The sequence below is a fragment of the Sporosarcina sp. P7 genome, from assembly GCF_002743425.1.
Taxonomy (GTDB): Bacteria; Bacillota; Bacilli; order Bacillales_A; family Planococcaceae; genus Sporosarcina.
In genome coordinates this window covers 1-22,938 of sequence record NZ_PDZF01000010.1, presented here as the reverse complement: position 1 = coordinate 22,938, position 22,938 = coordinate 1, and the positions used below count along the sequence as shown (strand labels likewise).

At 41.5% G+C, this 22,938-nt stretch carries 23 protein-coding genes and 1 pseudogene; 6 read left to right on the top strand and 18 right to left on the bottom strand.

What is annotated here, in order from left to right; translation table 11 throughout:
• Positions 1–28: 28 nt before the first annotated feature.
• The 5 genes from CSV60_RS10700 to CSV60_RS10680 all read right to left on the bottom strand — a co-directional run bounded on the left by CSV60_RS10700 (position 29) and on the right by CSV60_RS10680 (position 5,464).
• Entirely contained in the window at positions 29–1,573 is a 1,545-nt protein-coding gene (locus CSV60_RS10700; RefSeq protein ID WP_099636983.1) for a class I adenylate-forming enzyme family protein, read from the bottom strand.
• Positions 1,574–1,681: 108 nt separating this feature from the next.
• Positions 1,682–2,809 carry a CaiB/BaiF CoA transferase family protein gene (locus tag CSV60_RS10695; RefSeq protein ID WP_199175269.1) on the bottom strand — a complete coding sequence of 376 codons (1,128 nt, stop codon included), beginning with the start codon at positions 2,807–2,809 and terminating at the stop codon, positions 1,682–1,684.
• Positions 2,810–2,851: 42 nt separating this feature from the next.
• Positions 2,852–4,003, bottom strand: coding sequence for a thiolase family protein (locus CSV60_RS10690; protein WP_099636981.1), 1,152 nt, complete (start codon positions 4,001–4,003; stop codon positions 2,852–2,854).
• Between the two features lie 65 nt (positions 4,004–4,068).
• Positions 4,069–4,839, bottom strand: coding sequence for a 3-hydroxyacyl-CoA dehydrogenase (locus CSV60_RS10685; protein WP_099636980.1), 771 nt, complete (start codon positions 4,837–4,839; stop codon positions 4,069–4,071).
• A gap of 40 nt (positions 4,840–4,879) precedes the next feature.
• Positions 4,880–5,464 carry a TetR/AcrR family transcriptional regulator gene (locus CSV60_RS10680; RefSeq protein WP_099636979.1) on the bottom strand — a complete coding sequence of 195 codons (585 nt, stop codon included), beginning with the start codon at positions 5,462–5,464 and terminating at the stop codon, positions 4,880–4,882.
• Between the two features lie 383 nt (positions 5,465–5,847).
• Between CSV60_RS10680 and CSV60_RS10675 the strand changes: the two genes are divergently transcribed.
• Genes CSV60_RS10675 through CSV60_RS15860 form a run of 3 tightly spaced genes read left to right on the top strand, consistent with a single transcriptional unit; the run spans position 5,848 to position 6,850 of the window.
• Entirely contained in the window at positions 5,848–6,414 is a 567-nt protein-coding gene (locus CSV60_RS10675; protein ID WP_233189603.1) for a methyltransferase family protein, read from the top strand.
• Positions 6,415–6,440: 26 nt separating this feature from the next.
• Positions 6,441–6,689, top strand: coding sequence for a hypothetical protein (locus CSV60_RS10670; RefSeq protein WP_099636977.1), 249 nt, complete (start codon positions 6,441–6,443; stop codon positions 6,687–6,689).
• The gene (locus CSV60_RS15860; protein WP_158233172.1) at positions 6,686–6,850 is read left to right on the top strand and encodes a hypothetical protein; all 165 of its coding nucleotides are present in this window, start codon (positions 6,686–6,688) and stop codon (positions 6,848–6,850) included. The genes CSV60_RS10670 and CSV60_RS15860 overlap by 4 nt, the downstream gene beginning before the upstream one ends.
• 167 nt (positions 6,851–7,017) lie before the next feature.
• Here the strand turns inward: CSV60_RS15860 and arsC are convergent.
• The 12 genes and pseudogenes from arsC to CSV60_RS10610 all read right to left on the bottom strand — a co-directional run bounded on the left by arsC (position 7,018) and on the right by CSV60_RS10610 (position 18,368).
• Positions 7,018–7,458 (bottom strand): annotated as a pseudogene (gene arsC, locus CSV60_RS10665) (arsenate reductase (thioredoxin)).
• A gap of 25 nt (positions 7,459–7,483) precedes the next feature.
• Positions 7,484–8,779 (bottom strand): arsenic transporter, encoded by a 1,296-nt coding sequence (locus tag CSV60_RS10660; RefSeq protein ID WP_099630736.1) that lies wholly within the window; start codon positions 8,777–8,779, stop codon positions 7,484–7,486.
• 13 nt (positions 8,780–8,792) lie between these two features.
• A complete protein-coding gene (locus tag CSV60_RS10655) occupies positions 8,793–9,140 on the bottom strand; it encodes an ArsR/SmtB family transcription factor (RefSeq protein ID WP_099630735.1) in 348 nt (115 codons plus the stop codon).
• 299 nt (positions 9,141–9,439) lie between these two features.
• Positions 9,440–10,288 (bottom strand): MBL fold metallo-hydrolase, encoded by an 849-nt coding sequence (locus CSV60_RS10650; RefSeq protein ID WP_099636976.1) that lies wholly within the window; start codon positions 10,286–10,288, stop codon positions 9,440–9,442.
• 167 nt (positions 10,289–10,455) lie between these two features.
• Entirely contained in the window at positions 10,456–12,123 is a 1,668-nt protein-coding gene (locus CSV60_RS10645) for an SLC13 family permease (RefSeq protein ID WP_099636975.1), read from the bottom strand.
• A gap of 169 nt (positions 12,124–12,292) precedes the next feature.
• Positions 12,293–13,009, bottom strand: a complete 717-nt coding sequence (locus CSV60_RS10640) for a response regulator (protein ID WP_099630732.1) — start codon at positions 13,007–13,009, stop codon at positions 12,293–12,295.
• Positions 13,006–14,607, bottom strand: coding sequence for a DcuS/MalK family sensor histidine kinase (gene dcuS / locus CSV60_RS10635; RefSeq protein ID WP_099636974.1), 1,602 nt, complete (start codon positions 14,605–14,607; stop codon positions 13,006–13,008). The genes CSV60_RS10640 and dcuS overlap by 4 nt, the downstream gene beginning before the upstream one ends.
• 138 nt (positions 14,608–14,745) lie before the next feature.
• Positions 14,746–15,387, bottom strand: a complete 642-nt coding sequence (locus tag CSV60_RS10630) for a metal-dependent hydrolase (protein ID WP_099636973.1) — start codon at positions 15,385–15,387, stop codon at positions 14,746–14,748.
• Between the two features lie 304 nt (positions 15,388–15,691).
• Entirely contained in the window at positions 15,692–16,357 is a 666-nt protein-coding gene (locus CSV60_RS10625; RefSeq protein ID WP_099636972.1) for a hypothetical protein, read from the bottom strand.
• Between the two features lie 261 nt (positions 16,358–16,618).
• Entirely contained in the window at positions 16,619–16,768 is a 150-nt protein-coding gene (locus CSV60_RS15985; RefSeq protein WP_099636971.1) for a hypothetical protein, read from the bottom strand.
• 169 nt (positions 16,769–16,937) lie between these two features.
• The gene (locus CSV60_RS10615; RefSeq protein WP_099636970.1) at positions 16,938–17,858 is read right to left on the bottom strand and encodes a S66 peptidase family protein; all 921 of its coding nucleotides are present in this window, start codon (positions 17,856–17,858) and stop codon (positions 16,938–16,940) included.
• Between the two features lie 246 nt (positions 17,859–18,104).
• Positions 18,105–18,368: a hypothetical protein gene (locus CSV60_RS10610; protein ID WP_099636969.1), complete on the bottom strand. Its 264-nt coding sequence runs from the start codon at positions 18,366–18,368 to the stop codon at positions 18,105–18,107.
• 361 nt (positions 18,369–18,729) lie between these two features.
• On the opposite strand from CSV60_RS10610, the gene CSV60_RS10605 reads away from it, so the two are divergent.
• Genes CSV60_RS10605 through CSV60_RS10595 form a run of 3 tightly spaced genes read left to right on the top strand, consistent with a single transcriptional unit; the run spans position 18,730 to position 21,405 of the window.
• A complete protein-coding gene (locus CSV60_RS10605) occupies positions 18,730–19,866 on the top strand; it encodes a betaine/proline/choline family ABC transporter ATP-binding protein (RefSeq protein ID WP_099636968.1) in 1,137 nt (378 codons plus the stop codon).
• The gene (locus CSV60_RS10600) at positions 19,859–20,512 is read left to right on the top strand and encodes an ABC transporter permease (protein WP_099636967.1); all 654 of its coding nucleotides are present in this window, start codon (positions 19,859–19,861) and stop codon (positions 20,510–20,512) included. The genes CSV60_RS10605 and CSV60_RS10600 overlap by 8 nt, the downstream gene beginning before the upstream one ends.
• Positions 20,512–21,405, top strand: a complete 894-nt coding sequence (locus tag CSV60_RS10595) for a glycine betaine ABC transporter substrate-binding protein (RefSeq protein WP_099630723.1) — start codon at positions 20,512–20,514, stop codon at positions 21,403–21,405. Before CSV60_RS10600 ends, CSV60_RS10595 begins: the two co-directional genes overlap by 1 nt.
• A 167-nt stretch (positions 21,406–21,572) precedes the next feature.
• On the opposite strand, the gene CSV60_RS10590 is transcribed toward CSV60_RS10595, so the two are convergent.
• Positions 21,573–22,667, bottom strand: coding sequence for an S-layer homology domain-containing protein (locus tag CSV60_RS10590; RefSeq protein ID WP_099636966.1), 1,095 nt, complete (start codon positions 22,665–22,667; stop codon positions 21,573–21,575).
• Between the last annotated feature and the right edge of the window lie 271 nt (positions 22,668–22,938).

Genomic DNA, 22,938 nt, shown 5'->3' with positions numbered 1-22,938 from the left:
TTACTTCCCATTAAGAAAGCATCTATTTTTATACGTGAGGATTAACAGGTCTATTGGAGACCAGTGCTTCACGAATACGATATTTCAACACTTTTCCTGAGGCATTTCTAGGTATTTCTTGCTCTTCGATAAATTCGACTGGTACTTTATAATCCGCTAGATGTTCTTTACAAAATGCTTTCAACTCTGCATAGTCAAGATTCTCGTCTTTCTTCGCTACAATAATCGCAACTACTTTCTCTCCCCAAACCGGATCCGGCAAGCCGACTACTGTCGCATCTAATAGCTTAGGATGCCTGTACAGCGCTTGTTCTACTTCTGTTGAGTAGACATTCTCTCCTCCAGAAATGATCATATCTTTCTTTCTGTCTACTAATGTAACGAAACCATCTTCGTCAATTGTCGCCAAATCCCCGGTATAGAGCCAACCGTTTCGTATAGCTTTCGCAGTTTCCTCCGGCTTATTATAATAGCCCTTCATGACCATCTCGCTTTGAATAATAAACTCACCTACTTCACCAGGGGAAATATCTTCTCCATGATCATTCACAACGCGTATTTCTGTATTCAGCGAAGCTTTCCCACCCGTGCCGATCTTGTCTTTATGATCTGCTGGCATGAGAAAAGCACCGCCTCCTGGTCCCCCTTCTGTCTGGCCACACATATTGTAAAACTGATCTGTACGGAAGAGTTTCATAATCTGTTCTAACAACGCGACAGGCATCGGTGCTGCGCCATACCCGCATCGCGTAACAGAAGAGAGATCATATTGCTGTTTGTCTGGAACTTGCAACAAGAAATTGTACATCGTCGGTACACCAAAGAACAAGCTAATTTTATATTGATCGATAGCCTGTAAGACTTTTTGAGGTTCGAAGTTTTGATGTACGACTTGCGTGCAACCTAAATAAATTCCTGGCACGAGAAATAAATTTAATTGTGCGGAATGAAACAACGGTGCCGCATGGAACAATACGTCTTCGGGATGTATTTTGAGGATTAAGGCGGTGTTAAAAGCTACGTGAAGTACGCGGTGATGATCAAATAACGCGCCTTTCGGATAGCCAGTAGTCCCCGATGTATATAATATTTCAGCATCATCCGCTTCATCGACAGAAATATCGGGATCATCCGTATTATCTTGTAGTAAATCTTCGTAAGTGATTTGGTTGCTTATAGCGGTAGCACCCGTCGTGACTTTTACATCTATCTTGCTATTACCCGCTGTTGCTTGATCAATCAACGAAGCATACTCTTCGTCAAACAACACGACACTTGTATCACTATCATCCAAAATATACGACACTTCAGTAGCTGTTAAGCGGAAATTTACCGGAACCGTAATGGCTCCTGCTTTCAAAATCGCATAGTAGACGATAATAAAGGTATCTGAGTTTTTCATCATGAGTGCTACTTTGTCACCTTTTTTCACACCATGTTGAATCAGTCCGTGTGATAGTTTATTCACCTCTTGATTCAACTCGCGATACGTAAATGTTCGATCTTCATAAATAATTGCTGTTTTTTCAGGTATTCTACGTGCGTTACGGGAAAGTGATAGGCCGATATCCATTAGAATTGTCCCCTTTCTCTCACTAAACTTATTGAAATACAGTTTCTATTTTCCTGACGCGATACATTCTCTTTCAATACCAGTTGCAACATCATACGGATCGAGTTCTTATTCATACTCACCGAGTACCGCAGCTGTATGCTCACCTAACAAAGGTGCTGCGCTTAGAATTTTGCCTGGTGTTCTCGACAACTTAATAGGCGTTGCGATATGCGTCACTGGCCCAATTTCCGGATGCTCCACTTCCTGAATCATCCCACGGGCCTTGACTTGTGGATCATCTAGTACTTCATCGAACGACAGAACAGGCGTTACACAAGCCGCCACCTGATCGAATATTTCCATCCATTGCGCGCTCGTCTTGTGCAATAAAATCTCTTGAATTTCTTCCTTCATCTGCAATTGAACGTCTACAGGATCATGCAATTTCGCTACAAAATCTTCTTTTCCAATGACTCTGCAAAACTCACTCCAAAACTTTAATTCAAATGCGCCAACAGCCAACCATTTATGGTCTTTCGTTTCGTACACAGCATAAGAAGCACGCTTGCCACTTAAATCTAATTCACCTCTTTGCGGCTGTTGTCCTGTTGCCAGAAAACTAGGAAAGACTGTTGGCATCCAAGAAAGCACGCCATCCATCATCGAAATATCGACCATTTGCCCTTTTCCGGTCTTCTGTCTTTCGAACAAGGCAAGCATAATCCCCATTGCTGCCGGGTAAGCACCCCCCCCAATATCTGCAATTTGCGTAGCAGGGATTTGCGGCGCGCCGTGTCGTTCACCCATCATATCCAGTAGTCCCGTATAACCAATGTAATTTAGATCATGACCGGGCAAGCTAGCGTATGGACCGTCTTGTCCGTAACCTGTGATTGCACAGTAGACAAGCCCTGGATTGATCTTGTTCAAAATTTCATAATCCAATCCGAGCCGCTTCATTACGCCCGGCCGAAATGATTCAATCACAACATCCGAGTCTTTCACCAGCTGCTTAAACCGTTGCTTGTCTTCCACATCTTTTAAATTTAGACAAATGCTCTTTTTGCCGCGGTTCAACGAATGGAAAAATGCACTATCTTTCCCTATCTTAGGCGATTCTGCCCGCGCATAGTCTCCGGTATGAGGCTCTTCAACTTTGATCACTTCTGCACCAAAATCTGCAAGAAGCATCGAACAGTAAGGACCCGGTAACAAGCGCGATAAATCCAGTACCCGAATAGAATCTAATGGCAATGAAATCTCTCCTCTTCACGTGTCTTCATTCATGATCAGCAATTAATCTAATCGTTCCAAAATCGTCGCATTTGCCATGCCGTGACCTTCACACATTGTCTGCAGTCCGTAACGGCCGCCTGTTCTTTCCAGTTCACTCATCATCGTAATCATCAAGCGTCCGCCACTTGCTCCGAGTGGGTGACCAAGAGCAATGGCCCCACCGTTAGGATTCAACTTCTTCGGATCTGCACCTGTTTCTTTCAACCAAGCAATCGTCACAACCGAAAATGCTTCATTGACTTCAAAAATATCTATATCATCAAGGGTTAGTCCTGCTTTGTCCAACGCTTTTTGTGTCGCTGGTATGGGCCCTGTCAGCATGAGAGTCGGATCGGAACCAACCACTACGCGGGTAAGTACTTTAAACCGTGGCTTCAAACCAAGTTCTTCAGCCTTTTCACGTGACATTAGCAAAATGGCATTTGCCCCGTCACTGATTTGACTGGAGTTTCCAGCCGTCACATCGCCATTTTTCCTAAAAGGAGTTTTCAACATACTCAACTTCTCCATCGTGGTATCTTCCCTTGGCCCTTCATCATCCTTCACTGTCATGTTCGTACCGTCAGGAAGTGTTACCTCAATCGGCATGATTTCTTTTTCAAACCTACCTTCCTTTCTAGCAGTTACCGCCTTCTCATTGCTTTCTAGCGAATAGCGATCCATTTCCTCTCTTGATATTTCCCATTGATCCGCAATTCTTTCCGCTGACTCACCTTGGTGGACCATTTCATATTTCGATGTGAGTTCTTCACTAAACATCACATCTAGTCGGCTGCTCCCCATCGGCACTCGCGACATGCTCTCGACACCTCCTGCAACGACAACGTCCATATCTCCACTAATAATAGCCTGCGCTGCAAAATGCAGGGCTTGCTGGCTAGATCCACATTGTCTATCCACGGTCGTCCCCGGTACTTCGATCGGATATCCTGCCTGCAAAGCTGCGACTCTCGCGATGTCAAAAGATTGTTCCCCTACTTGCGATACGCATCCGAAGATGACATCCTCTACTAGCCCCGCATCAATTCCCGCTCGTTTGATAACTTCCGCCAGCGGCTTGGCTGCTAAATCTTCCGCCCGTATCGCACTCAATACACCATTCCGTTTTCCTACCGGTGTTCTGACCCATTCCACAATTACAGCTTCTCTCATATAAACCCTTCTTTCTTATTTTCATTTGTAAGCCCTTACATTCAATCGATAGTTATTTCCAGCCTTTATTTAGGCTGCATACGGACTGCTCCATCCAGACGTATGACTTCCCCGTTCAACATCGTATTTTCGCAAATGCTTGTAACCAATTGCGCGTATTCCTCAGGGTAGCCGAGCCGCGAAGGGAAAGGCACCATCGCGCCGAGAGATTCCTTAGCCTTCTCTGGCAATGAAGCAAACATCGGAGTTTCAAACAAGCCCGGTGCGATGGTCATCACGCGAATGCCTTCAGAAGCCAAATCTCTCGCAATTGGCAACGTCATACTCACGATACCGCCTTTTGATGCGGCATACGCCACTTGACCAATCTGTCCGTCAAACGCCGCAACAGATGCCGTATTCACAATGATGCCTTTTTCGCCTTTATCATTCGGTTCATTTTTCGTCATATGCTCGACAGCGAGACGAATCGTATTAAACGTCCCGATCAGATTGATCTGAATGACCTTGCTGAAGTTTTCCAGGTCATGCGCACCTTTTCTGCCGCTGTATGTTTTTTCCGCCACACCAATGCCCGCACAATTAACAACTGTATTGATTTTGCCAAAAGTGCTCACCGCATGATCTAAAGCTATCTGAACACTTTCCGTGCTCGTAACATCCGTCTTGACGAATGATGCAGAATCTCCAAGCTCCTTTACCAATTCATTCCCACGATCTACTTGCAAATCCAAAATCGTTACCCGTCCTCCCGCTGCTATAATCTCTCTTGCCGTAGCTTCTCCGAGTCCTGAAGCGCCTCCTGTAATAACAGCTGATACGTGATTCATTTTCATAATTGCTCCGCTCCCTTTCTTATCAAAATAATATATAGTCCTACAATAGGATTTTTAATAAATAATCCGCAATGGAATTAGCCAACTCTTGTATAGTTTTACTACCTTTTGGAGAATACCAAATTACGGCATTGTTCATGGCGCCTAGAATAATATAATTCACAATCTTAATATCTACTTGTACAAAACTTCCGTCCTGAATGCCTTGTTGAATCAGTTGATTCATACAATCACTGTATTGATTTCTAAGGTGTAAGATTTCTTGTAAATGCGCCCCTTCAAACACTTGATCTGGTTTAGCACCTAGTAAGAAATCCGTTCTTTCTGTAATGACATATTCCATGTGGACGATCATAGCCTTCCGCAGCTTCGCCACAGATGAGAGTTCTTCCGCCAACACATTTTGGAGTTGCTCCATGCTTTGTTCCAGAAGTATTTTATGACTTTCATACACAAGTGATTCTTTATCTTTAAAATAATAGTAAACAGAACCCTTTGTCATGAGTAACTTCGCTGCAATATCTTCCATCGTAGTGGCATGATATCCCTTCTCCGCAATTACACTCATTGCGGATTCTCGGATCTCTTCCTTTTTCTTTTCAACTTTCTTCTCTCGTAATGACATGGCGTTCTCACTTCCTTCATTCGCAAGCTTCTATTTATATACTTAGTATGAATCTTCAGACTTTGAATGTCAAGTCAAATTTTAACGGTAGGGTATTTTCCCGTGGGTACTAGGTTCCGATACTATTCTGAATTGTTTCCAAGTTGTATCGGGACCTGGTACCTCATTATTTATCAGAGTAGTCAACTAACGTAGTTTTTCATTGTGATAGTTGTGATAAGATGTCTATAGATACATCTTTCCCCAATAAAGTGAGCTAGTAGATTGGTATATAGTGTAGTGAATTTTTATAAGTAATGAAGGAAGCAGAACATTCAAATGGTGGAATGAGACACGATTTATTAATGGAGTAGGATAGAAAAAAGTGAATGAAAGAGGTGGGCATGATGCAAGGATACATTGCCGTTACAACGATTACCCTATTAATCATATTGGTGATCATTAGGTCAATTCAATTAAAAAAATTTGGTATTAACGTATTTAAATTTGGCAAAATGGATAAAAATGATTTCATCATACCACCCTTTGCGTTGCTCTTATTCTATGTAATCATTTCAAACGTCTTCCATTTACCAACGCTAGGAACAAAGCTATTTACCAATGAATTCATCGGCTGGATAGGCGTGGTCTTATGCTTCGGCGGGCTTTTGCTATTCGTTTATAGCTTAATTTCATTTGGAAAAAGCTTTAGAGTAGGCATTGATGAAGAAAATCCAGGTTCTTTGATTACTACTGGCGCTTTTTCCATCAGTCGAAATCCAATATATACTGCTTTTGGGATGGTCTTATTGGGTGAGTTCCTCATTTATCCCAATTGGATCGTATTAGTGTATTTGATCTTAGGTTTTTGGTTATTTAATCGACAAGTACGACTCGAAGAACAATCCTTAGTAAAAATCTACGGAGAAGCGTATACAAAGTATTGCCAAAATGTTCGTCGATACATATAACTGGTACCACGAAAAGGGCGTGCAAAATGAATCAATTTCAAAAATGTACGGTATATATTTCAATTGTCGCAATTGCTTTCTTCTTAGCATTGTCCTTACTAACGCAGCATTGGGGTTTCTTTTTATGGAGTGTATTACCTGTTTTTATCGTATTGATGACTGCGTTTTCCAAAAAAACGACAAAAGAGGTAATGGGAAATGAATGGTATATTCTGTCATCGTGTGCACTTTCTAAAAATGCCGTTACTGGCCTGAATTGGAGCTTATTCATATGAAAAATGTCAAACTTATTTTCAAATCAGTTGCCTTAGCAATGGGTGTCAGTACACTAGTTTTAAGTATTTTAGGTGATTTATCTGTAGACATTGCCATCACACTATTGTCTATTGGTGTTGCTTGCTTAGCAATTGTGCAACTACAAGACAAAGAAAAGTAGGATACCAGGTCCCAATACTAAGTGGTTAACTTACTATTGCAATGTAGATCAGAAAATAAACAATTTTTATTTACACAAAAACACGATGAATAATTCATCGTGTGGATGTGAACTCAAAGTCCCATATTTTTGGCGATACATTTTAATTACCAGGTTCTGATACAATTCTAAATTGTTCTGGAATTGTATGTGGACTTGGTACCTTTACTAAACAGCCGTATCCGTTCCCCTATTTCATCGCGTACACGCTGAAATTCCGCCCAAATTTCTTCTTCCGTTCCAATTGCTTTTGCCGGATCATCAAAACCCCAGTGTTCACGAAGGATCGAAGGTGGAGTAACAGGGCATTTGTCGGCTGCGTCTCCACAAAGCGTTACTACTAGATCAGCATGGTGAAGAATTTCGGAATCTATTACATCGGACGTTTGCTTAGAGATATCTATCCCTATCTCTTTCATCGCACGTATTGCTTGTGGATTGACCCCATGTGCTTCGATGCCAGCACTTTGGATATTCCATTACTCGCCGAGAATTTCTCTCCCCCAGCCTTCTGCCATCTGACTGCGGCATGAGTTTCCTGTACAAAGAAAGTATAATGTTTTTTTCATCTTGTATTCTCCTTTTTTATTTCATTTAAATAATCAATAACCACAGGTATAATCCGATCAATGTAATAAACAGTGTAGGAATCGTTAAAATGACCCCTATTTTAAAATAGGTTCCCCAGCTAATTTTGACACCTTTCTGTGAAAGTACATGCAGCCACAGTAAAGTTGCCAATGATCCAATGGGCGTGATTTTAGGTCCAAGATCAGATCCAATGACATTTGCATAGATCAGTGCTTCCCGAATTGTGCCTGTAGTGTTTGTATCTGCAATGGCAAGCGCATCAATCATGACCGTCGGCATATTATTCATAATTGATGATAAAAAAGCAGCTATGAAGCCCATGGAAATAGTAGCAACAAACAATCCCTGATCCGCTGCCATTTGAATAACATCTGCCAATACACTTGTCAAGCCCGCATTCTTTAATCCATACACGACTACATACATACCTATTGAGAAAAATACAATTGCCCAAGGAGCTCCTTTCAACACTTGTTTTGTTTGCACAGCGGTACTTCTATTTGCCATAACTAAGAAAAATATCGCTACGATACCAGCAATGATGGAGACAGGTATATGTAAATACTCACTCGCAAAATAACCGGTCACCAATATGCTCAGTATTATCCATGATAGCCTAAACATTTTGACATCCTTTATCGCTTCTTTAGGCTCTTTTAAATCCAATACATTATAGCGACCGGGAATACTTTTACGGAAGAATATATACAGGACGGTGATACTCGCAACCAAAGCAAACAAGTTAGGGACAATCATCCTAGATGCATATTCAACGAAACCGATCCCAAAAAAGTCTGCTGAAACAATATTGACCAAATTACTCACAACGAAAGGCAATGATGTTGTATCCGCAATGAATCCACTAGCAATAATAAATGGAAAGATCATCTTTTCACTGAACTTCAAGTTTCTCACCATTGCAAGCACGATAGGTGTCAGAATCAACGCTGCTCCATCATTTGCAAATAATGCAGCCACAACAGCGCCAAGTACACTTACATAAATAAACATCCGTATTCCGCTGCCTTTGGCAAAACGCGCCATATGTAAAGCTGCCCATTCAAAAAATCCTATTTCATCCAGTATGAGTGAAATAATGATGATAGCAATGAATGCCAACGTAGCATTCCATACAATACCTGTAACATCTATTACATCTTGAACATCCACAACGCCAAATAATAAAGCGAATAAAGCGCCGATGCAAGCTGTCCATCCAATTGACAGATTTTTCGGTTGCCAAATCACAAAGATTAACGTGATAACGAATATGGCAATCGCAATCATGGTTGTAGCCATTCCTATGTCCTCCCTAGTTGCATGAAATTCGTAAACCTTGTTTCTTCAATTCATGAATGGATTCATCTTGTTCCGGCAATTGGTCGAGTATACTTTTAATCAGCATGTATTCCTCATGTTCACAATTGATTGAGTAAAAAATCCATTGACCTCTTCGTTCCTCTTTTACTAGTTCAATATCTCTCAACTTACGTAAATGTTGGCTGATGGCGGGCTGGCTCATCTTAAAAATTTCTACGAATTCGCACACACAACATTCATGTGATGAAAGTAGTTTCATCATCGTTAATCTCGTTTTATCACTTAATAACTTTAAAATCTGCGAGGCTCGTTGTATGTCAACCGTCTCTTTTACATTCATAATATATGCTCCTTTCCAAAAGTAGTATATAATAATATACTTATATACACAATAGCATTAACTCTATTTGTTTTATACATTATCTTCCTGATCATGATTTTACTCACAGATCCTTCCACTTATATAGCAGGAACGATTTCTAGAATTATTGCATGTTGGAATAGTTACGGCGCCACGTCCATTTCATTCAACTTCACTGACTGCTTTTTGGACAAGCAAAAAAACATTACAATTTAAATGACTCCAAGATAAAAAACCTAGATGCAAATTCAATCAAAAAACCCGGATAAAAATCCGGGTTATTTTTTATCATCAACGAACCGACCATGATCCGGCACTGCCAATTCTTCAAAGTCAGCCGCCAGCCTATTCAATCCTTCTATAAGTTCCGTACCCAACACCGGGCTGCCATGTCCGGTACCAGCGACTACGGGTCTGAGATTGGCCAACGTTTGTACCGATGCCTTCGACGCTTTCCAATCCGTCGTCAAATAAACGGGAGGACCATGGATTTCTTGCTTCTGTGTCAGCACTTTATAGAGCGAATCTTGCTGCACCGTCACAAACGCATCACCTGCCAGTAGCAAACGGTCTTGCTCTCGGAATAATGAAATATGACCTGGTGCATGTCCCGGTGTATGAATCCACCGCCAGCCCGATAACATCGGTATAGTACCGTCTTCCGGCAGCGAATGAAGATATTCGGAAATATCGATGGCTTCGACAGGAAAAGTACCGGACATTTTCGCAACTGCACCACCTTCTACCGAGCTATCAGGCTTAGGATAGTCTTTCTCTCCACTCAGAAATGGCATTTCTAAAGGATGGGCGTAAACCGGCACGGGCTGCTTCTCCAAGATATCGATAATGCCACCGATATGGTCGAAATGACCGTGCGTCAGAATAATTTCTTTCAACTTACAATCCTTGCCGAACAACTCTTCCGCCTTCTCGAGTATGGTACCACCCGAAGCCGGCATTCCGGCGTCAATCAGAATCCATTCATTCGGATTTGCTTGATTCCGTATGAAAAAAACATTGACGATTTGCACCGTATAGCAGTAAATCCCCTCAGCAATCTCTTCCACATCTCCGCTATTGAACGAGGTAACCGGTAGTATTCTGTCTGTCGACGAACTCCTTTTCATTAGTAAACCCTCCTTGAAATGATGACACTTATCTACTAGCATTCCCAGTTTTGAGAGATGTAATCCTCTTTTGTGGTGCCAGGTCCCAACACAGTTTAGATCAAACTAAAACCCACTAGAACTGGCTAGTGGGTTTTCTATAATTATTGATAACTAGTAAACTTTAATTACTTAAAATTCTCATAAAACGATTCCGGCACTACTTGCAAATCAATTCCCCAGAATAGAGGTAATAGGAAGTAGGCAGCCAATACAATCAGTATGAGTACAAACACATTAATGATAAATCCGACTCGTACCATTTCTCTCAAGCGGAGCTTATTCGTTGCGAAAATGATAGCGTTAGGAGGTGTGCCGACCGGTAACATGAAAGCACAGTTTGCAGCCATTGCAGCGGGTACCATCAAAGCAAATGGATGGATATGCATGGATAGTGCAAGCGCTGCCAATACAGGAAGAATCATGGTTGCTGTTGCCGTATTCGATGTGAACTCCGTCAATGCTAGTACGAGTAAAGAAGAGGCAGCAATTATAGCGAACATATGGAATCCTTCCAAAGCTGTCAATTGCGAACCAATCCATTCAGAAAGTCCCGTTTCTCGAAAACCCGCTGCAATGGCAAGTCCTCCTCCAAATAATAGCAAAACTCCCCATGGAATTTCTTTTGAATCTTCCCATGCTAGAATGCGTTTGCCGATTTTCTTGGAAGTAGGAATAGCAAACAGCAATGCCGCTGCCACTACCGCTATCATGCCGTCTTTTAAACCTGGGAGGATGTTTATCCAAAGAAATTCACGCGTAATCCACATAAACGCTGCAAAAGCGAAGACTGCACTCACCGCTTTTTCTTCGAATGATGTTTTCCCTAAAGCTTTTCGTTCTTCGGTGATCACTTCTTTTCCGCCTGGAAGACCTTTGATATTCATCTTAAACGCAAAGCGTCCAAGATAAATCCACGTAGAAAACAACAGCACTATGACAATTGGTACTGCGACGAGCATCCAGCCCGCAAAGGAAATCTCGACATCGAATAATTCTTTAACTTGTGCCGCTAGAATAATATTGGGCGGTGTCCCTATAAGCGTACCGAGCCCACCAATCGTTCCTGCATAACCAATTCCGAAAATAAGTGCTTTTTCAAACTTCGGCAATTCCTTTTCTTCCGGAGTGCCTTTTAACGCAGCAGCTACCTGGGCTGTAATCGCCAATCCCATAGGAATCATCATCATGACCGCAGCAGTATTTGAAACCCACATAGACAGGAATGCTGTAGCCGTCATGAAGCCGAGCAAGATACGTTGAGTCCCTGTACCGATGAATGCAATAATGGCCAGTGCCAGCCGTTTATGCAAGTTCCATTTCTCCATCGCTGTAGCAATGAAAAACCCGCCTAAAAACAAGTAAATAATATCATTTCCGTAGGAAGATGTAACTACATCGGCTTCCATAGCCCCTGTCACCGGTAATAGAAAAATGGGAAGCAGCGATGTGACTGGAATAGGAATCGCTTCCGTAATCCACCATGTCGCTACCCACAGCGTTACAGCCAGTACCGATTTGGCTTCCGAATTCATCCCTTCAGGAGATAAAAAGAACATCATGATGATAAATAAAAGCGGACCCAGAATTAGACCTACCAATTGGACGGTAGAATAGGAAGAACTTTTACCCGAGTTCTGATTAGGGGGTTGAGGTGAAATCTGTTCCTCTTTTGCAGTTACATGATGATTTGCTGCCGTTAGTTTTTTCTTATAAGAAAAGAAATTAAGTAAATCTTTTGCCTGGTCATGTGAACGCCATAATTTCTGCCAGGTATTTGATGCCATATCCTTCATTGTCATCCCTCCGAAAACGCTTTCTTATTTGTTTAACTATAAGAGGGACTATTCAGATTTTATATATTACGTAATCAAACAAATACTTTTGTAACTAAAATAAGCAACTCAAGCAGTTGCGAATTTCTGTCACCAAACTGCCTGAATGCTTATTCGTACAACCTGTATATTACTTATTTAGCAACGACTGAAGGATATCTACTTTTTCAGGCAACAGTTGGTAATTTGTTAAAGGACGTCCTGTTGACTGATACACTATATCGCTATCGATAAGTTTATGGTCAACGAGATAATGTAAATACTTTCGTGTGGATACACTTGACACTCCAACGTCTTCTGCAAGTTCTGCTGTAGAAAATATAGTTCCTTGCCTTTCGATGATCTGCTCAGCAATACGTGTGAATGTCGTTTTCGTCAGACCTTTTGGCAATTCCAATGTGTTACTAGTTTTTCTATCCACGGTATGTAGTAAATGATCAATTTCATCCTGGCTGATTTTTTCATGCTGATTCATCAAATGAAGTTGCTTTTTAAATTGCAATAAAGCATTTTGAAAGCGTTCAAAAGTAAATGGTTTTATAAGGTAATCAACAGCCCCATATCGAAGCGCTTGTTGCACAGACTCTTTATCATTGGCAGCTGTAATTAGAATAACATCTAGTGAGTCGCCCTCTTTTCGAAGCTCCTTTAATAGATCAAGTCCAGTCGGTCCTTTCATATAGACATCGAGTAAAATGAGATCCACTTTTGACAACTCAAGAAATTTCCGAGCTTCTGCTACATTTTTTGCAAAACCGGCAACCGAGAAACCTGGAATACTTTCCAAATAAATTCCATTGAATTTCGCAACCATTGGATCATCTTCAATGATTAATACTTGAATCATAATGCTTCACCTTTGTATGGAACACTTACACTAAATTGTGTCCCTTTTCCTTTCGTAGAAGATACAGACCAAATACCACCCAATTCATCCAATGCGATTTTAGCCAGGTACAGCCCATAACCGCGGCCTTCACCTTTTGAAGACATTCCCTGTTCAAATACTTCTTCGATATTCTCTACAAGGATTCCAGGTCCATTATCGTGTACGCTGAATTCTAATCGAGACTCTTCATAATTAAGTGTCACTTGTAACTCCCCATCGGCTTGATCACTCACTGCATCACAAGCATTATCTAGTAAGTTTCCTAGTATCGTGATGATCTTATCCATATGCTCAACCTTTTTTAAAGGAGGTAGCGGATGATCCCCATTGAATTTAATTTTTATCCCCGATTCGCGTAATTCTCTTAACTTCCCCATTAAATAGCCCGCAATGACAGGATCTTTGACTAGTCTTGAAACAAGGCCTGTTTCTGTTTGGTAAGCATCTGAAATATAGGCGGTATACTCTTTTAACTCATCATAAGATTTCGTGTGAACCATCGCCATGATGATATGCAGTTTATTCATAAACTCATGCGTCTGGTACCTCAGCGTTTCAGCGTATACCCTAGCCCCGGATAGCTGTTCCACTAGCGAAGTTAATTCGGATTTATCGCGGAATATAGCAAGTGCTCCGACTACGTGATGGTTAGAAATGACAGGTACTTGGGTGACGACGACATCCAGTCCATTTAATTTATACTCTTGGTCATACTGAGGTTTCTTATGTTCAAGCATCTGCTGAAGCGGTAGCGAAGGAACAAAAGATTGAATAGGCTTTCCAATAGGATTTCCTTCCATGCCCGCATTCCGAAAAAGCGTGATGGCTGCTTGATTCGCTAAGACAATTTCTGCCTTGTCATTAATGGCAACAATACCATCGCTGACCGCTTCAAGCATCGACTCCCTCTCGCGAAGTTGTTGAGCGATTTCCCTCGGTTCAAGTCCAAATAAAGTACGCTTCACTTTTCTTGCCAATAAAACGGCACCAAATAAGCCAATCAGTAAACCAAAGCCAATCCCGATAAAGCTCGCATTAATACTAGCTAAAACACTAGTACGAACATTATCCATCATAATACCAACGGCAACCACACCAATAATTTGACCTTCGGACGTGATCGGTACAAACGCTCTCATTGACTTACCCAATGTTCCTGTAGCCATGGACGTGTACTGCTCTCCCTTAAATGCCTTGTCTTCGTCACCGCCTACAAAATATTGGCCGATGCGCTCAGTTACTGGATGGGATTGGCGGATACGTTCATTATTGATTACTACGATATATTCAACTTGTGTGTCGTTTTGTACAGATTTAGTGAACGCCTGGATATCTTCAATTGGTCCTTTTCCTGTCAAGCCATCAATCACCGACTGTGCATGACTGATAGTAATTGCTATATTCATCGCTTTTTCCGATTGAGATTTCCTAGCTTGATCGGCTGCATTGCTACCAATTAAATAACCGGCTACTGAAAGAGAAACTAGAACAACCAAACACACCAAAGCCGTCAACCATACTTGCATACTAATGGGTTTTTTATTTTGTTTTTTCATTTTTTCACCTATGTATTATTCAAATTAAGTTCAACTATAGTAATCATATAGCAAAAAGAGAAGCGTGTGTAGCGCTTCTCTTAAGTAATCAATAAAACTATTCTGAATTGTTCTCAAGTTGTGTCGGGACCTGGTACCTCAAAATTCCCGATTCCACAAAGGCAAAAACCATTTAACTCCGCGCCGGTTAACAGGAAGAATCTTCATATCGGCAAGTAGATGGCTAATATAACCGGCAAGCCCTGCAGCGAGTAAGCCGTCAATCGGCCACTGCGCATATAAATGCTTCAATATATACGCATAGAAAACAATGCCAAGTATAGAATGCGTATAGGATCTATGCGGTAAGAACGAGGCAATGAGTATATAGCCGCCAGCGAGTAAAATGCCTAGCGACTGGTCAAGGACAAAACCGAGAAGCATGACAAGAATACCGGTAATGGTGAGCATTCGGCGCTGTGTGATGAGACGCGACACAATCAGCAACAGAAGTCCGATGCCTCCATACACATAAATTTCTTGACTCAGTCCTTCTGTAAATACCTGATAAATGAGAGTCAGCAAAATGACGATGCCAGCAGTCTCCATGAGCCATTTGCTTACTTTCTTACTAAGTGTGATACTGTTGCTCGCGAGCCCGTTCGTGTCGAGATCCGGAACTACTCCAGATATTCCGCCAACCACCGCGCCTATCAAAGCATTTTGGATATCCGGCTGCACAGCGTATCCCGCAATGGCGCCGACAGCTGTGCCGATAACTAAATGTGAAGTGCCTTTCATATGTAAACCTCTCTAGCTGTATAGTGTACGGTCGAATTCAGAACGTATATTCGTTCCGTCTTTTCTAGTATAACGATTGATAGCTTAAATGGGAAATATTTCTTGACAACAGACATAATGTAGCACTTGGTTCCTGAGTTATCTGATAGCAAGTTTCCCAACGCAAAAAAGACAGGAGCCATACTAAATCGAGGTGGAAATTAAAAAGGCACCCAGTCCTGACACAACTTCATCTCCATTCAAAACTGTCGATGATGAGTGTGAGGATTAGGTACCTTCATTTGTTTTTCTGTCGCGTTCTAGACTACAGACTCGGAATGGTGTGAACCAAACTCCAAGAATCCGTATCCATCAATTCATCCATTTTCACTTCAACGTCTCCGCCTAAATAAAGCGTATCGCCTTGTGTAGCGATAACCATTGCCTGTAGAGGTGGAACACTGTCGTGACATTGGTATATATCGCCTATTTTAGGTATATGCGCTTCAGGTGTCTGGATTTCCAACTGTTGGTTTCCTTGTTCAGTTATATAATTGACATCTGGAATTTCCAGATCAATAATATTCGCGCCCTCTTGTAGCCCGGGGATCATCACCCAATACTCATTATGTTTAATTCCATTGGATTTATTACTGATAACGCCGTTTCGTTCAATAGAAGACACCATTTCAATCGCGTGTAGATAGTGATAATCTAATGAATCCGGCTGTGGATTGATGATTAAAATATAATCGCCTACTTTAGCCTTCTCGTCTTTATGCAATGTATAGCGTTTATGATTCACTACAAAACTGTCCATATGTTTTGGTTTATACAAATTAATTTCTCTAGCAGTTGCCAGCTGTTGTTCAAAATCTTCTAATCGGACTAAGTGAACCGACTGCTTAAAAAAAGCTTTCACTGAGTAGACTTGATGTAGCTTGTTTTGGTAATAAACAAATTGGCCTTTTCTAACATTTAAAAGATTCAATGGAATTCACACCTTATTAAGTATTTTCTGACGGCAACTATCTCTTCCTGCAGAATATAAACACATCATAACAACAATTACAGGTTTACGATATTAAATCGTTTCATTACTAACACATTTGTCCAATGATTATGTTGGCTGGATACAAAAAACTCCAAGCAATGAATGCTGAGAGTTTTCCATGTATGAATATGAAAATTACGTGCTAGGTGTTAGTACATTTCAACATAGTTCTCAAGCCATGCTAACACCTAATGTATCTTATTCATCTGCTTGTTTTTGCTTTTTTTCCAAATACGCTGTACGGATTTTTTCAAGTTGCTTCTTTTTATCAAATTGCACTGGCTTGTTCTTCTCATGATACTTTGCCACAGCCGCCTTACCTTTGCTATCCAATTGATACTTCCCCATCTTATTCACCTACTATTCTTGTCGTCTTTAAAGACCATCTATTCAATACCTATACGATACTTTAATTTACCAAAGTAGACCTTCTTGCTATATTAGTATACCCCAAATCTTACGTATATAACTAAAAAATCATGATTGTATATAAATGAAGAGTATGTGGTCTTGGCACCTACTTTACTACTGGCTCCATCACCGTCAACGTTCGGTTCACCGTATCCATTTGAACACTCGCCCCAATAGGAATCGTCGCTTTATAGTAGCTATGTGCGCTGGCCAAGTTCGTCAATAAAGGTTTGCCAAGTGGAACGAAAAATTCATTGATCAAATCTACGTAACTTTTCCCGTAGGCCGACTCACAGTTCGTACATTGTCCCATAATAATCCCTGCACAATCATCAAACTTCCCTGCCATCGCCAAGTGGTTTACGTAGCGATACACCGTATTAATCGGTTCATGTGTTTCTTCCAAAAGAAGAATTCTGCCTTCCGTATTGATTTCATAGGAGGTGCCTAACGTACCTACGAACGACGTGAGATTCCCCCCTACAATCGGTCCTGTAACGTTTCCTGGAACTAATCCAATCAGTGGAACTCCAGGTGGATTCATAATTTGCCAAGGTGCCCTGACATTTGATGTTGCTGTAAAGAATTGGTTGAAATTATACGGAGGTGTTCCTGAATTAAAGTCTAACAATAACAAACTTTGAAAACTGATGAGGTCGGCATATTCAAACAAGACATTTAATAAAACCGTGATGTCGCTGTATCCCGAAACAATTTTCGGGTTTTGTTTAATGACGTTAAAATCAAGGAATGGTAAGATACCTGCCACTCCAACACCACCGCGAGTAGGTAAAATCCATTTCACTTCCGGATTTTTAAACATCTTCATTAAATCCGAAGCCCTTTGCCGAGGAGTCGCCGCAAGAAACCCATTAGCGGAATACACATGATCACCCACCACGACTTTATATCCCATACTTTGCAACATCCGGATCCCTTCCGTAATGCGAGTGGCCGCGAGCGGACTTCCAAGCGTAACAATGCCTATCGTGTCGCCTCTTTTTAGTTGTTGCGGTTTTGTAGCCATGAACTAGTAGCTCCTCTCCCCTTATAAGTAGCACAAACTTTTACTTTTGTAATAGCATATGTTTGTGGAGCTTTTTTGGGGACAGAGCGGGTTGCGAACGGTACCAGGTCCCCACACAATTCTAGTTCAATTCTGAATCGTGTGGGGACCTGGTACCGAAACACAAAAACTCCGCCAGTTTGCATAAACCCGCGGAGTCTTTTAACTCAAGCATATGGATAGTTTTGCACACAAATATCTGTAAAATCAGTTACTTGCGATATCTAAACACCATGTGAAATTTTCCCAAGCCGAATACCAGCCCGTGAAAAGCTCGTGTGAATCATCCCAACGAACTTCAAATTTCCTCTGACCGTCTACCTCTACCAAATACAGCGCCAACGTAGGGTCTTCCTTAGCCACCGCTAACCTCATACCATCTTGCAGTTCTTCTTCAGTGAACGGTACATCTGACACCGATCGCAACTGTGCTTGCTCGAATACTTGCTTGTTACTGATTCTATACTTCATAAAAACCCTCCACGTAAACATTTATTCATTATGTACACCCGTACTTCTCCAGTAATTTATAAGAGTACAGAAGTATATTTTATACGTATTTACTAGCGAAATCAAAATTGAAGGACAAACGGCATAACAAAAAGTACCAGGTCCGCACACAACTTCAGTTCAATTCAGAATAGTTTTTGAGTTGTGTGGGGACCTGGTACCCTATAAATTCATTCCTCCTTGAACATACTTTACTAATATGTTAAGGTAATTTGGTGAGCGTTTTTCTGAATTCGTTAAGAGGCACCGGTCAGTGCTTAACTATCAATTTTGGAATCGTTTAAAAATAAGATTTTTCTTTCATTACATACAGGAGGTACTTATGCTGAAGTTTGAAAATGTTTCAAAAATGTACGATGGTGGATTTCAAGCTGTGAAATCTGTCAACTTCGAGATTGCTGAAGGCGAATTACTTGTTCTGATAGGACCTAGTGGATCAGGTAAGTCGACTACAATGAAAATGATTAACCGGATTATTCCACACACAAGTGGAAAAATTTCTATCAACGGCAAAGATATCAAATCTTACAACGCCGCTGAACTCCGCAGAAATATTGGTTATGTCATTCAGCAAATCGGCCTTTTTCCTCACTATACGATTGAAAAAAACATTTCTATTGTACCGCAACTTAAAAACTGGGATGAAAAAGAAATTAAAACACGTGTCCAAGAACTACTTGAATTAGTGGGACTGGATCCGGAAATTTATGCTACACGTTATCCGAAGGAATTATCAGGTGGACAACAACAACGTGTCGGAATTGCGAGAGCGCTTGCAGCAAATCCAGATATTATTTTAATGGATGAACCGTTCAGTGCACTGGATCCCCTTACACGTGAACAGTTGCAAGAAGAATTAATTAAGCTACACAAAAAGTTAAAGAAGACCATTGTCTTTGTTACACACGACATGGATGAAGCGTTAAAAATGGGCGACCGTATTGCCATTATGAAAGATGGCAATTTACTTCAGTTAGACACTCCAGAGAAATTACTACACGAACCCGCACACGGCTTTGTCGAAGAGTTTATGGGTAAGCATCGAATTATCCAAAATCCTGAATTGATGCCTGTTACTGAGATCATGGCAGAGAAGGTTGTCACGACCCGTTCTAGCATTTCTCCAGAACGAGCCATTTCACTTATACGTCAACGAAAAATAACGGATCTTCTCGTCGTAAATGATCATAAGAAGCTACTGGGTATTGTTTCTGCTTATGATTTGATTAAAAATGTGGACGGCATCCAAACCATTGATGAAGTGATGAAACCTGCAGTACCTTATTTAGTGGATACGGCGACGGCAAAAGATGCAATTATTATGATGGACACTTCACCGTTCGGCATGATCCCTATTGTCGATGAACATCATATACTTGTAGGACTCGTCAACCGCGGCTCCTTACTCTCTGCGATGTCTAGTCAATGGACAGATAAGGGGGACGATCTACATGAATAATTTAAATATATGGCAACAACTTGTAGAACAAACCAAATTGCGATGGCCGGAAGTGCTCGAAGCGACATCCGTCCATATTCAACTCGTATTTTTCTCGATGATCCTCGCAGTGCTCATTGCTGTAACGCTCGGAATTCTCATTACACGCGTACCTAGACTTAAAACTGGGGTACTTGGTGCGGCAGGTATTATGCAAACCATCCCTAGTTTAGCTGTACTTGGTTTTATGATTCCCATTTTCGGAATTGGTGTGAAAACCGCAATTGCTGCGTTATTCCTTTACTCGTTACTGCCTATTATGCGAAACACATACACAGGGATTAAAGACGTGGATCCCGCCACAATCGAAGCCGCGAGAGGTATGGGTATGACGAGCAGGCAAATTTTGTTTAAAGTTGAATTGCCTCTTGCAGTCCCTATTATTATGGCCGGCATTCGAACAGCTGCAGTGATTAACGTCGGTAACGCGACTCTCGCTGCATTCATCGGAGCAGGTGGACTCGGCGATTTCATTTTCCTCGGAATTACACGTGGAATAGACGGATTGATTTTACTTGGAGCCATTCCAGCGGCGATCCTTGCAATTGCCCTTGAAACGTTCTTTAGCGCGGTTGAACGTTGGACGACGCCGGAAGGATTGAAATAATGTTGAAAAACAAACTTACACTATTGCTCGTCACGATCTTACTGGCTAGCCTACTTTCAGGCTGTATATTCAATGAAAAAGATTCACTTAGACTCGGTTCTCGAAATAATACGGAAAGTATTATTTTGTCTAATATAATGGGACAGTTAATTGAGGATCGGTTAGGTCTAGATATTCTTTACAAAGAAAACTTGGGCGGCTCGTCTGTCGTCTGGAACGCCATGACAAATGACCATATAGATGTCATCCCTGACTATACGGGGACCATTGTGGTGACATATTATCACGAAGAACCTGGGACAGCCGAAGAAACATTAGCAGCGACCAAACGACTTGTCGCCGGTGACAATATCACCGCACTCGGTACGTTCGGATTCAATAATACGTATACACTGGCACTAGATGAGGCGAAAGCTGAAGAGTTAGGCCTTGTGACGTTTAGTGATTTCGCTAAAGTATCGAAGGACTTTACACTAGGCGCCGTGTTCGAATTTATTGACCGACCAGATGGATTACCTGGTTTCCAAACGGAATATGACATCGCGTTTAAAGATGTCAAAGGAATGGATCACGGCATGATGTATCGTGCGATTGGTGCAAATGAAGTAGATGTCATTAACTCCTACACGACGGATGGACAGCTGGCCATTGCGAATCTACGCGTCTTAGAAGATGACAAATCGTATTTCCCTCCCTATCATGCACTGCCGTTAGTACGAGATGAAACGCTCAAAGAATACCCCGAACTTGAAGAAGTACTCGGCCTTCTCGAAGGTAAAATCGATGAAAAAGCCATGCAAGTCATGAATGGAAAAGTCGACAATGACGGCATGATGGTTGAACTCGTCGCTAAGGAATTCTTGGTGGATAGTGGGTTAATTGAAGAAAAGTGAATGGAGACAGCGCACCCTCTTGTGTAGACGAGGGTGCGCTGTTTTTTGCTGGTACCAGGTACACACACAACTTTAGTTCAATTCAGAATAGTCTCCGAGTTGTGTCGGGACCTGGTACCAGCAAAAGGTCCCGACACAATCAGGAATTGTTCCGGGACCTCGTATAGTTACTTAGTTTTTTTCGCACGTTTCACCAATCCATATAGCTCTTTCCCCGAACTGTCCACACGTTGAATCAGTCCAATATCTTTCGCGTAGTATTCGAACACTGTTTTATTGTCCCATGGCATATAGTTCTCCATTACTAGCACGTCACGGTACTCTATTTTACGAACTGTTTTCACTGCATTCGTTTCTGTAATCCAAATATTCCCGTAGTTGACCGGTCCGATATCGTTTGCACTGTGGATCTGAGTGACAACAAAAGGAGACGGAATATATTGATCGTAGTGGAACCAGTCGTCGTAAGCTTCTGCGTAGGACCAAGAGTTTTGCATATAGCCTAAACGAGGAATCTTTTCATGTTTCGTCTCGTTGTGTATACGCCAATAAGCCATGCCGTTCTCTTCTTTTCTGTCATATTCATAGCGATAGTTGCTAGATCCGTCTGTGTAGTAATACGTATAATTCGGATCCGGCATAATATTCATCACCCTCGTTGTAAGGGCACGCGCAAGAAATGCTGAAAAATGAGAACGTGTAATGAGCTGATTCGGTTTGAATGTCCCGTTAGGATATCCAGTGGCGATATTGTTCGACGACACTCTCAAAATATCAATGTGAAACTCAGAATGGGGAGGGACATCGCTGTACCGTGGACTTTCTTCTCCCTGTTTATGCACCTTCAAATTAAATGCTTTACTCATCAACCTTGCCATAAATGCGCGAGAAATACTGGATTCCGGTTTGAAATTGACCGCATTTGAGAACAGTCCGGCATTATACGCAGCCGCTATTTCATTGTAATAGGGATGAGATTTTGGTACATCCTTATAGTTAGGATCCCGCAAATTCGTCCTCGGCAGATCCAGTGCCTGAACTAGCATTGCGGCAATATGCTTCTTTGCAATCGGTTCATTTGGCTTAAATTTCCCGTCCGGATAACCGCTTATAATGCCGCGGTCTGCCAAGTAATTCACTTCGACATACAGCGACGACGTATTCTTATGCATATCTTTAAAACTTGCAGCTTGTACATTCTGCATCGTCCCTGTTACAGCCATGAGAAAAACCACACACACCACAACCCATTTTTTCAACAATAGAAGGCCTCCGTAAATTCATATTTTTGCACACTATCTATATGTATGAATATCGCGAGGTTCATATGAAAAATACTAAAGGTACCAGGTCCAGACACAACTTCGGTTCAATTCTGAATTGTTTCCGATTTGTGTTAGGACCTGTAGTCGCCCCCCTTAAAATGGACACAGAAGATGTTATAGTTGTAGGAACATACTGTCACGGGAGGGGTTCATTTTGGAATTCATAAAAAAGGGCAGAAAGAGAATATTATCTTTTGAACAGAAATGC

Coding starts and splice junctions, on each gene's coding strand:
- CSV60_RS10700 (WP_099636983.1), bottom strand. CDS start 1,573: ATGGATATCGGCCTATCACTTTCCCGTAACGCACGTAGAATACCTGAA.
- CSV60_RS10690 (WP_099636981.1), bottom strand. CDS start 4,003: ATGAGAGAAGCTGTAATTGTGGAATGGGTCAGAACACCGGTAGGAAAA.
- CSV60_RS10685 (WP_099636980.1), bottom strand. CDS start 4,839: ATGAAAATGAATCACGTATCAGCTGTTATTACAGGAGGCGCTTCAGGA.
- CSV60_RS10680 (WP_099636979.1), bottom strand. CDS start 5,464: ATGTCATTACGAGAGAAGAAAGTTGAAAAGAAAAAGGAAGAGATCCGA.
- CSV60_RS10675 (WP_233189603.1), top strand. CDS start 5,848: ATGATGCAAGGATACATTGCCGTTACAACGATTACCCTATTAATCATA.
- CSV60_RS10670 (WP_099636977.1), top strand. CDS start 6,441: ATGAATCAATTTCAAAAATGTACGGTATATATTTCAATTGTCGCAATT.
- CSV60_RS15860 (WP_158233172.1), top strand. CDS start 6,686: ATGAAAAATGTCAAACTTATTTTCAAATCAGTTGCCTTAGCAATGGGT.
- CSV60_RS10660 (WP_099630736.1), bottom strand. CDS start 8,779: ATGGCTACAACCATGATTGCGATTGCCATATTCGTTATCACGTTAATC.
- CSV60_RS10655 (WP_099630735.1), bottom strand. CDS start 9,140: ATGAATGTAAAAGAGACGGTTGACATACAACGAGCCTCGCAGATTTTA.
- CSV60_RS10650 (WP_099636976.1), bottom strand. CDS start 10,288: ATGAAAAGGAGTTCGTCGACAGACAGAATACTACCGGTTACCTCGTTC.
- CSV60_RS10645 (WP_099636975.1), bottom strand. CDS start 12,123: ATGAAGGATATGGCATCAAATACCTGGCAGAAATTATGGCGTTCACAT.
- CSV60_RS10640 (WP_099630732.1), bottom strand. CDS start 13,009: ATGATTCAAGTATTAATCATTGAAGATGATCCAATGGTTGCGAAATTC.
- dcuS (WP_099636974.1), bottom strand. CDS start 14,607: ATGAAAAAACAAAATAAAAAACCCATTAGTATGCAAGTATGGTTGACG.
- CSV60_RS10630 (WP_099636973.1), bottom strand. CDS start 15,387: ATGAAAGGCACTTCACATTTAGTTATCGGCACAGCTGTCGGCGCCATT.
- CSV60_RS15985 (WP_099636971.1), bottom strand. CDS start 16,768: ATGGGGAAGTATCAATTGGATAGCAAAGGTAAGGCGGCTGTGGCAAAG.
- CSV60_RS10615 (WP_099636970.1), bottom strand. CDS start 17,858: ATGGCTACAAAACCGCAACAACTAAAAAGAGGCGACACGATAGGCATT.
- CSV60_RS10610 (WP_099636969.1), bottom strand. CDS start 18,368: ATGAAGTATAGAATCAGTAACAAGCAAGTATTCGAGCAAGCACAGTTG.
- CSV60_RS10605 (WP_099636968.1), top strand. CDS start 18,730: ATGCTGAAGTTTGAAAATGTTTCAAAAATGTACGATGGTGGATTTCAA.
- CSV60_RS10600 (WP_099636967.1), top strand. CDS start 19,859: ATGAATAATTTAAATATATGGCAACAACTTGTAGAACAAACCAAATTG.
- CSV60_RS10595 (WP_099630723.1), top strand. CDS start 20,512: ATGTTGAAAAACAAACTTACACTATTGCTCGTCACGATCTTACTGGCT.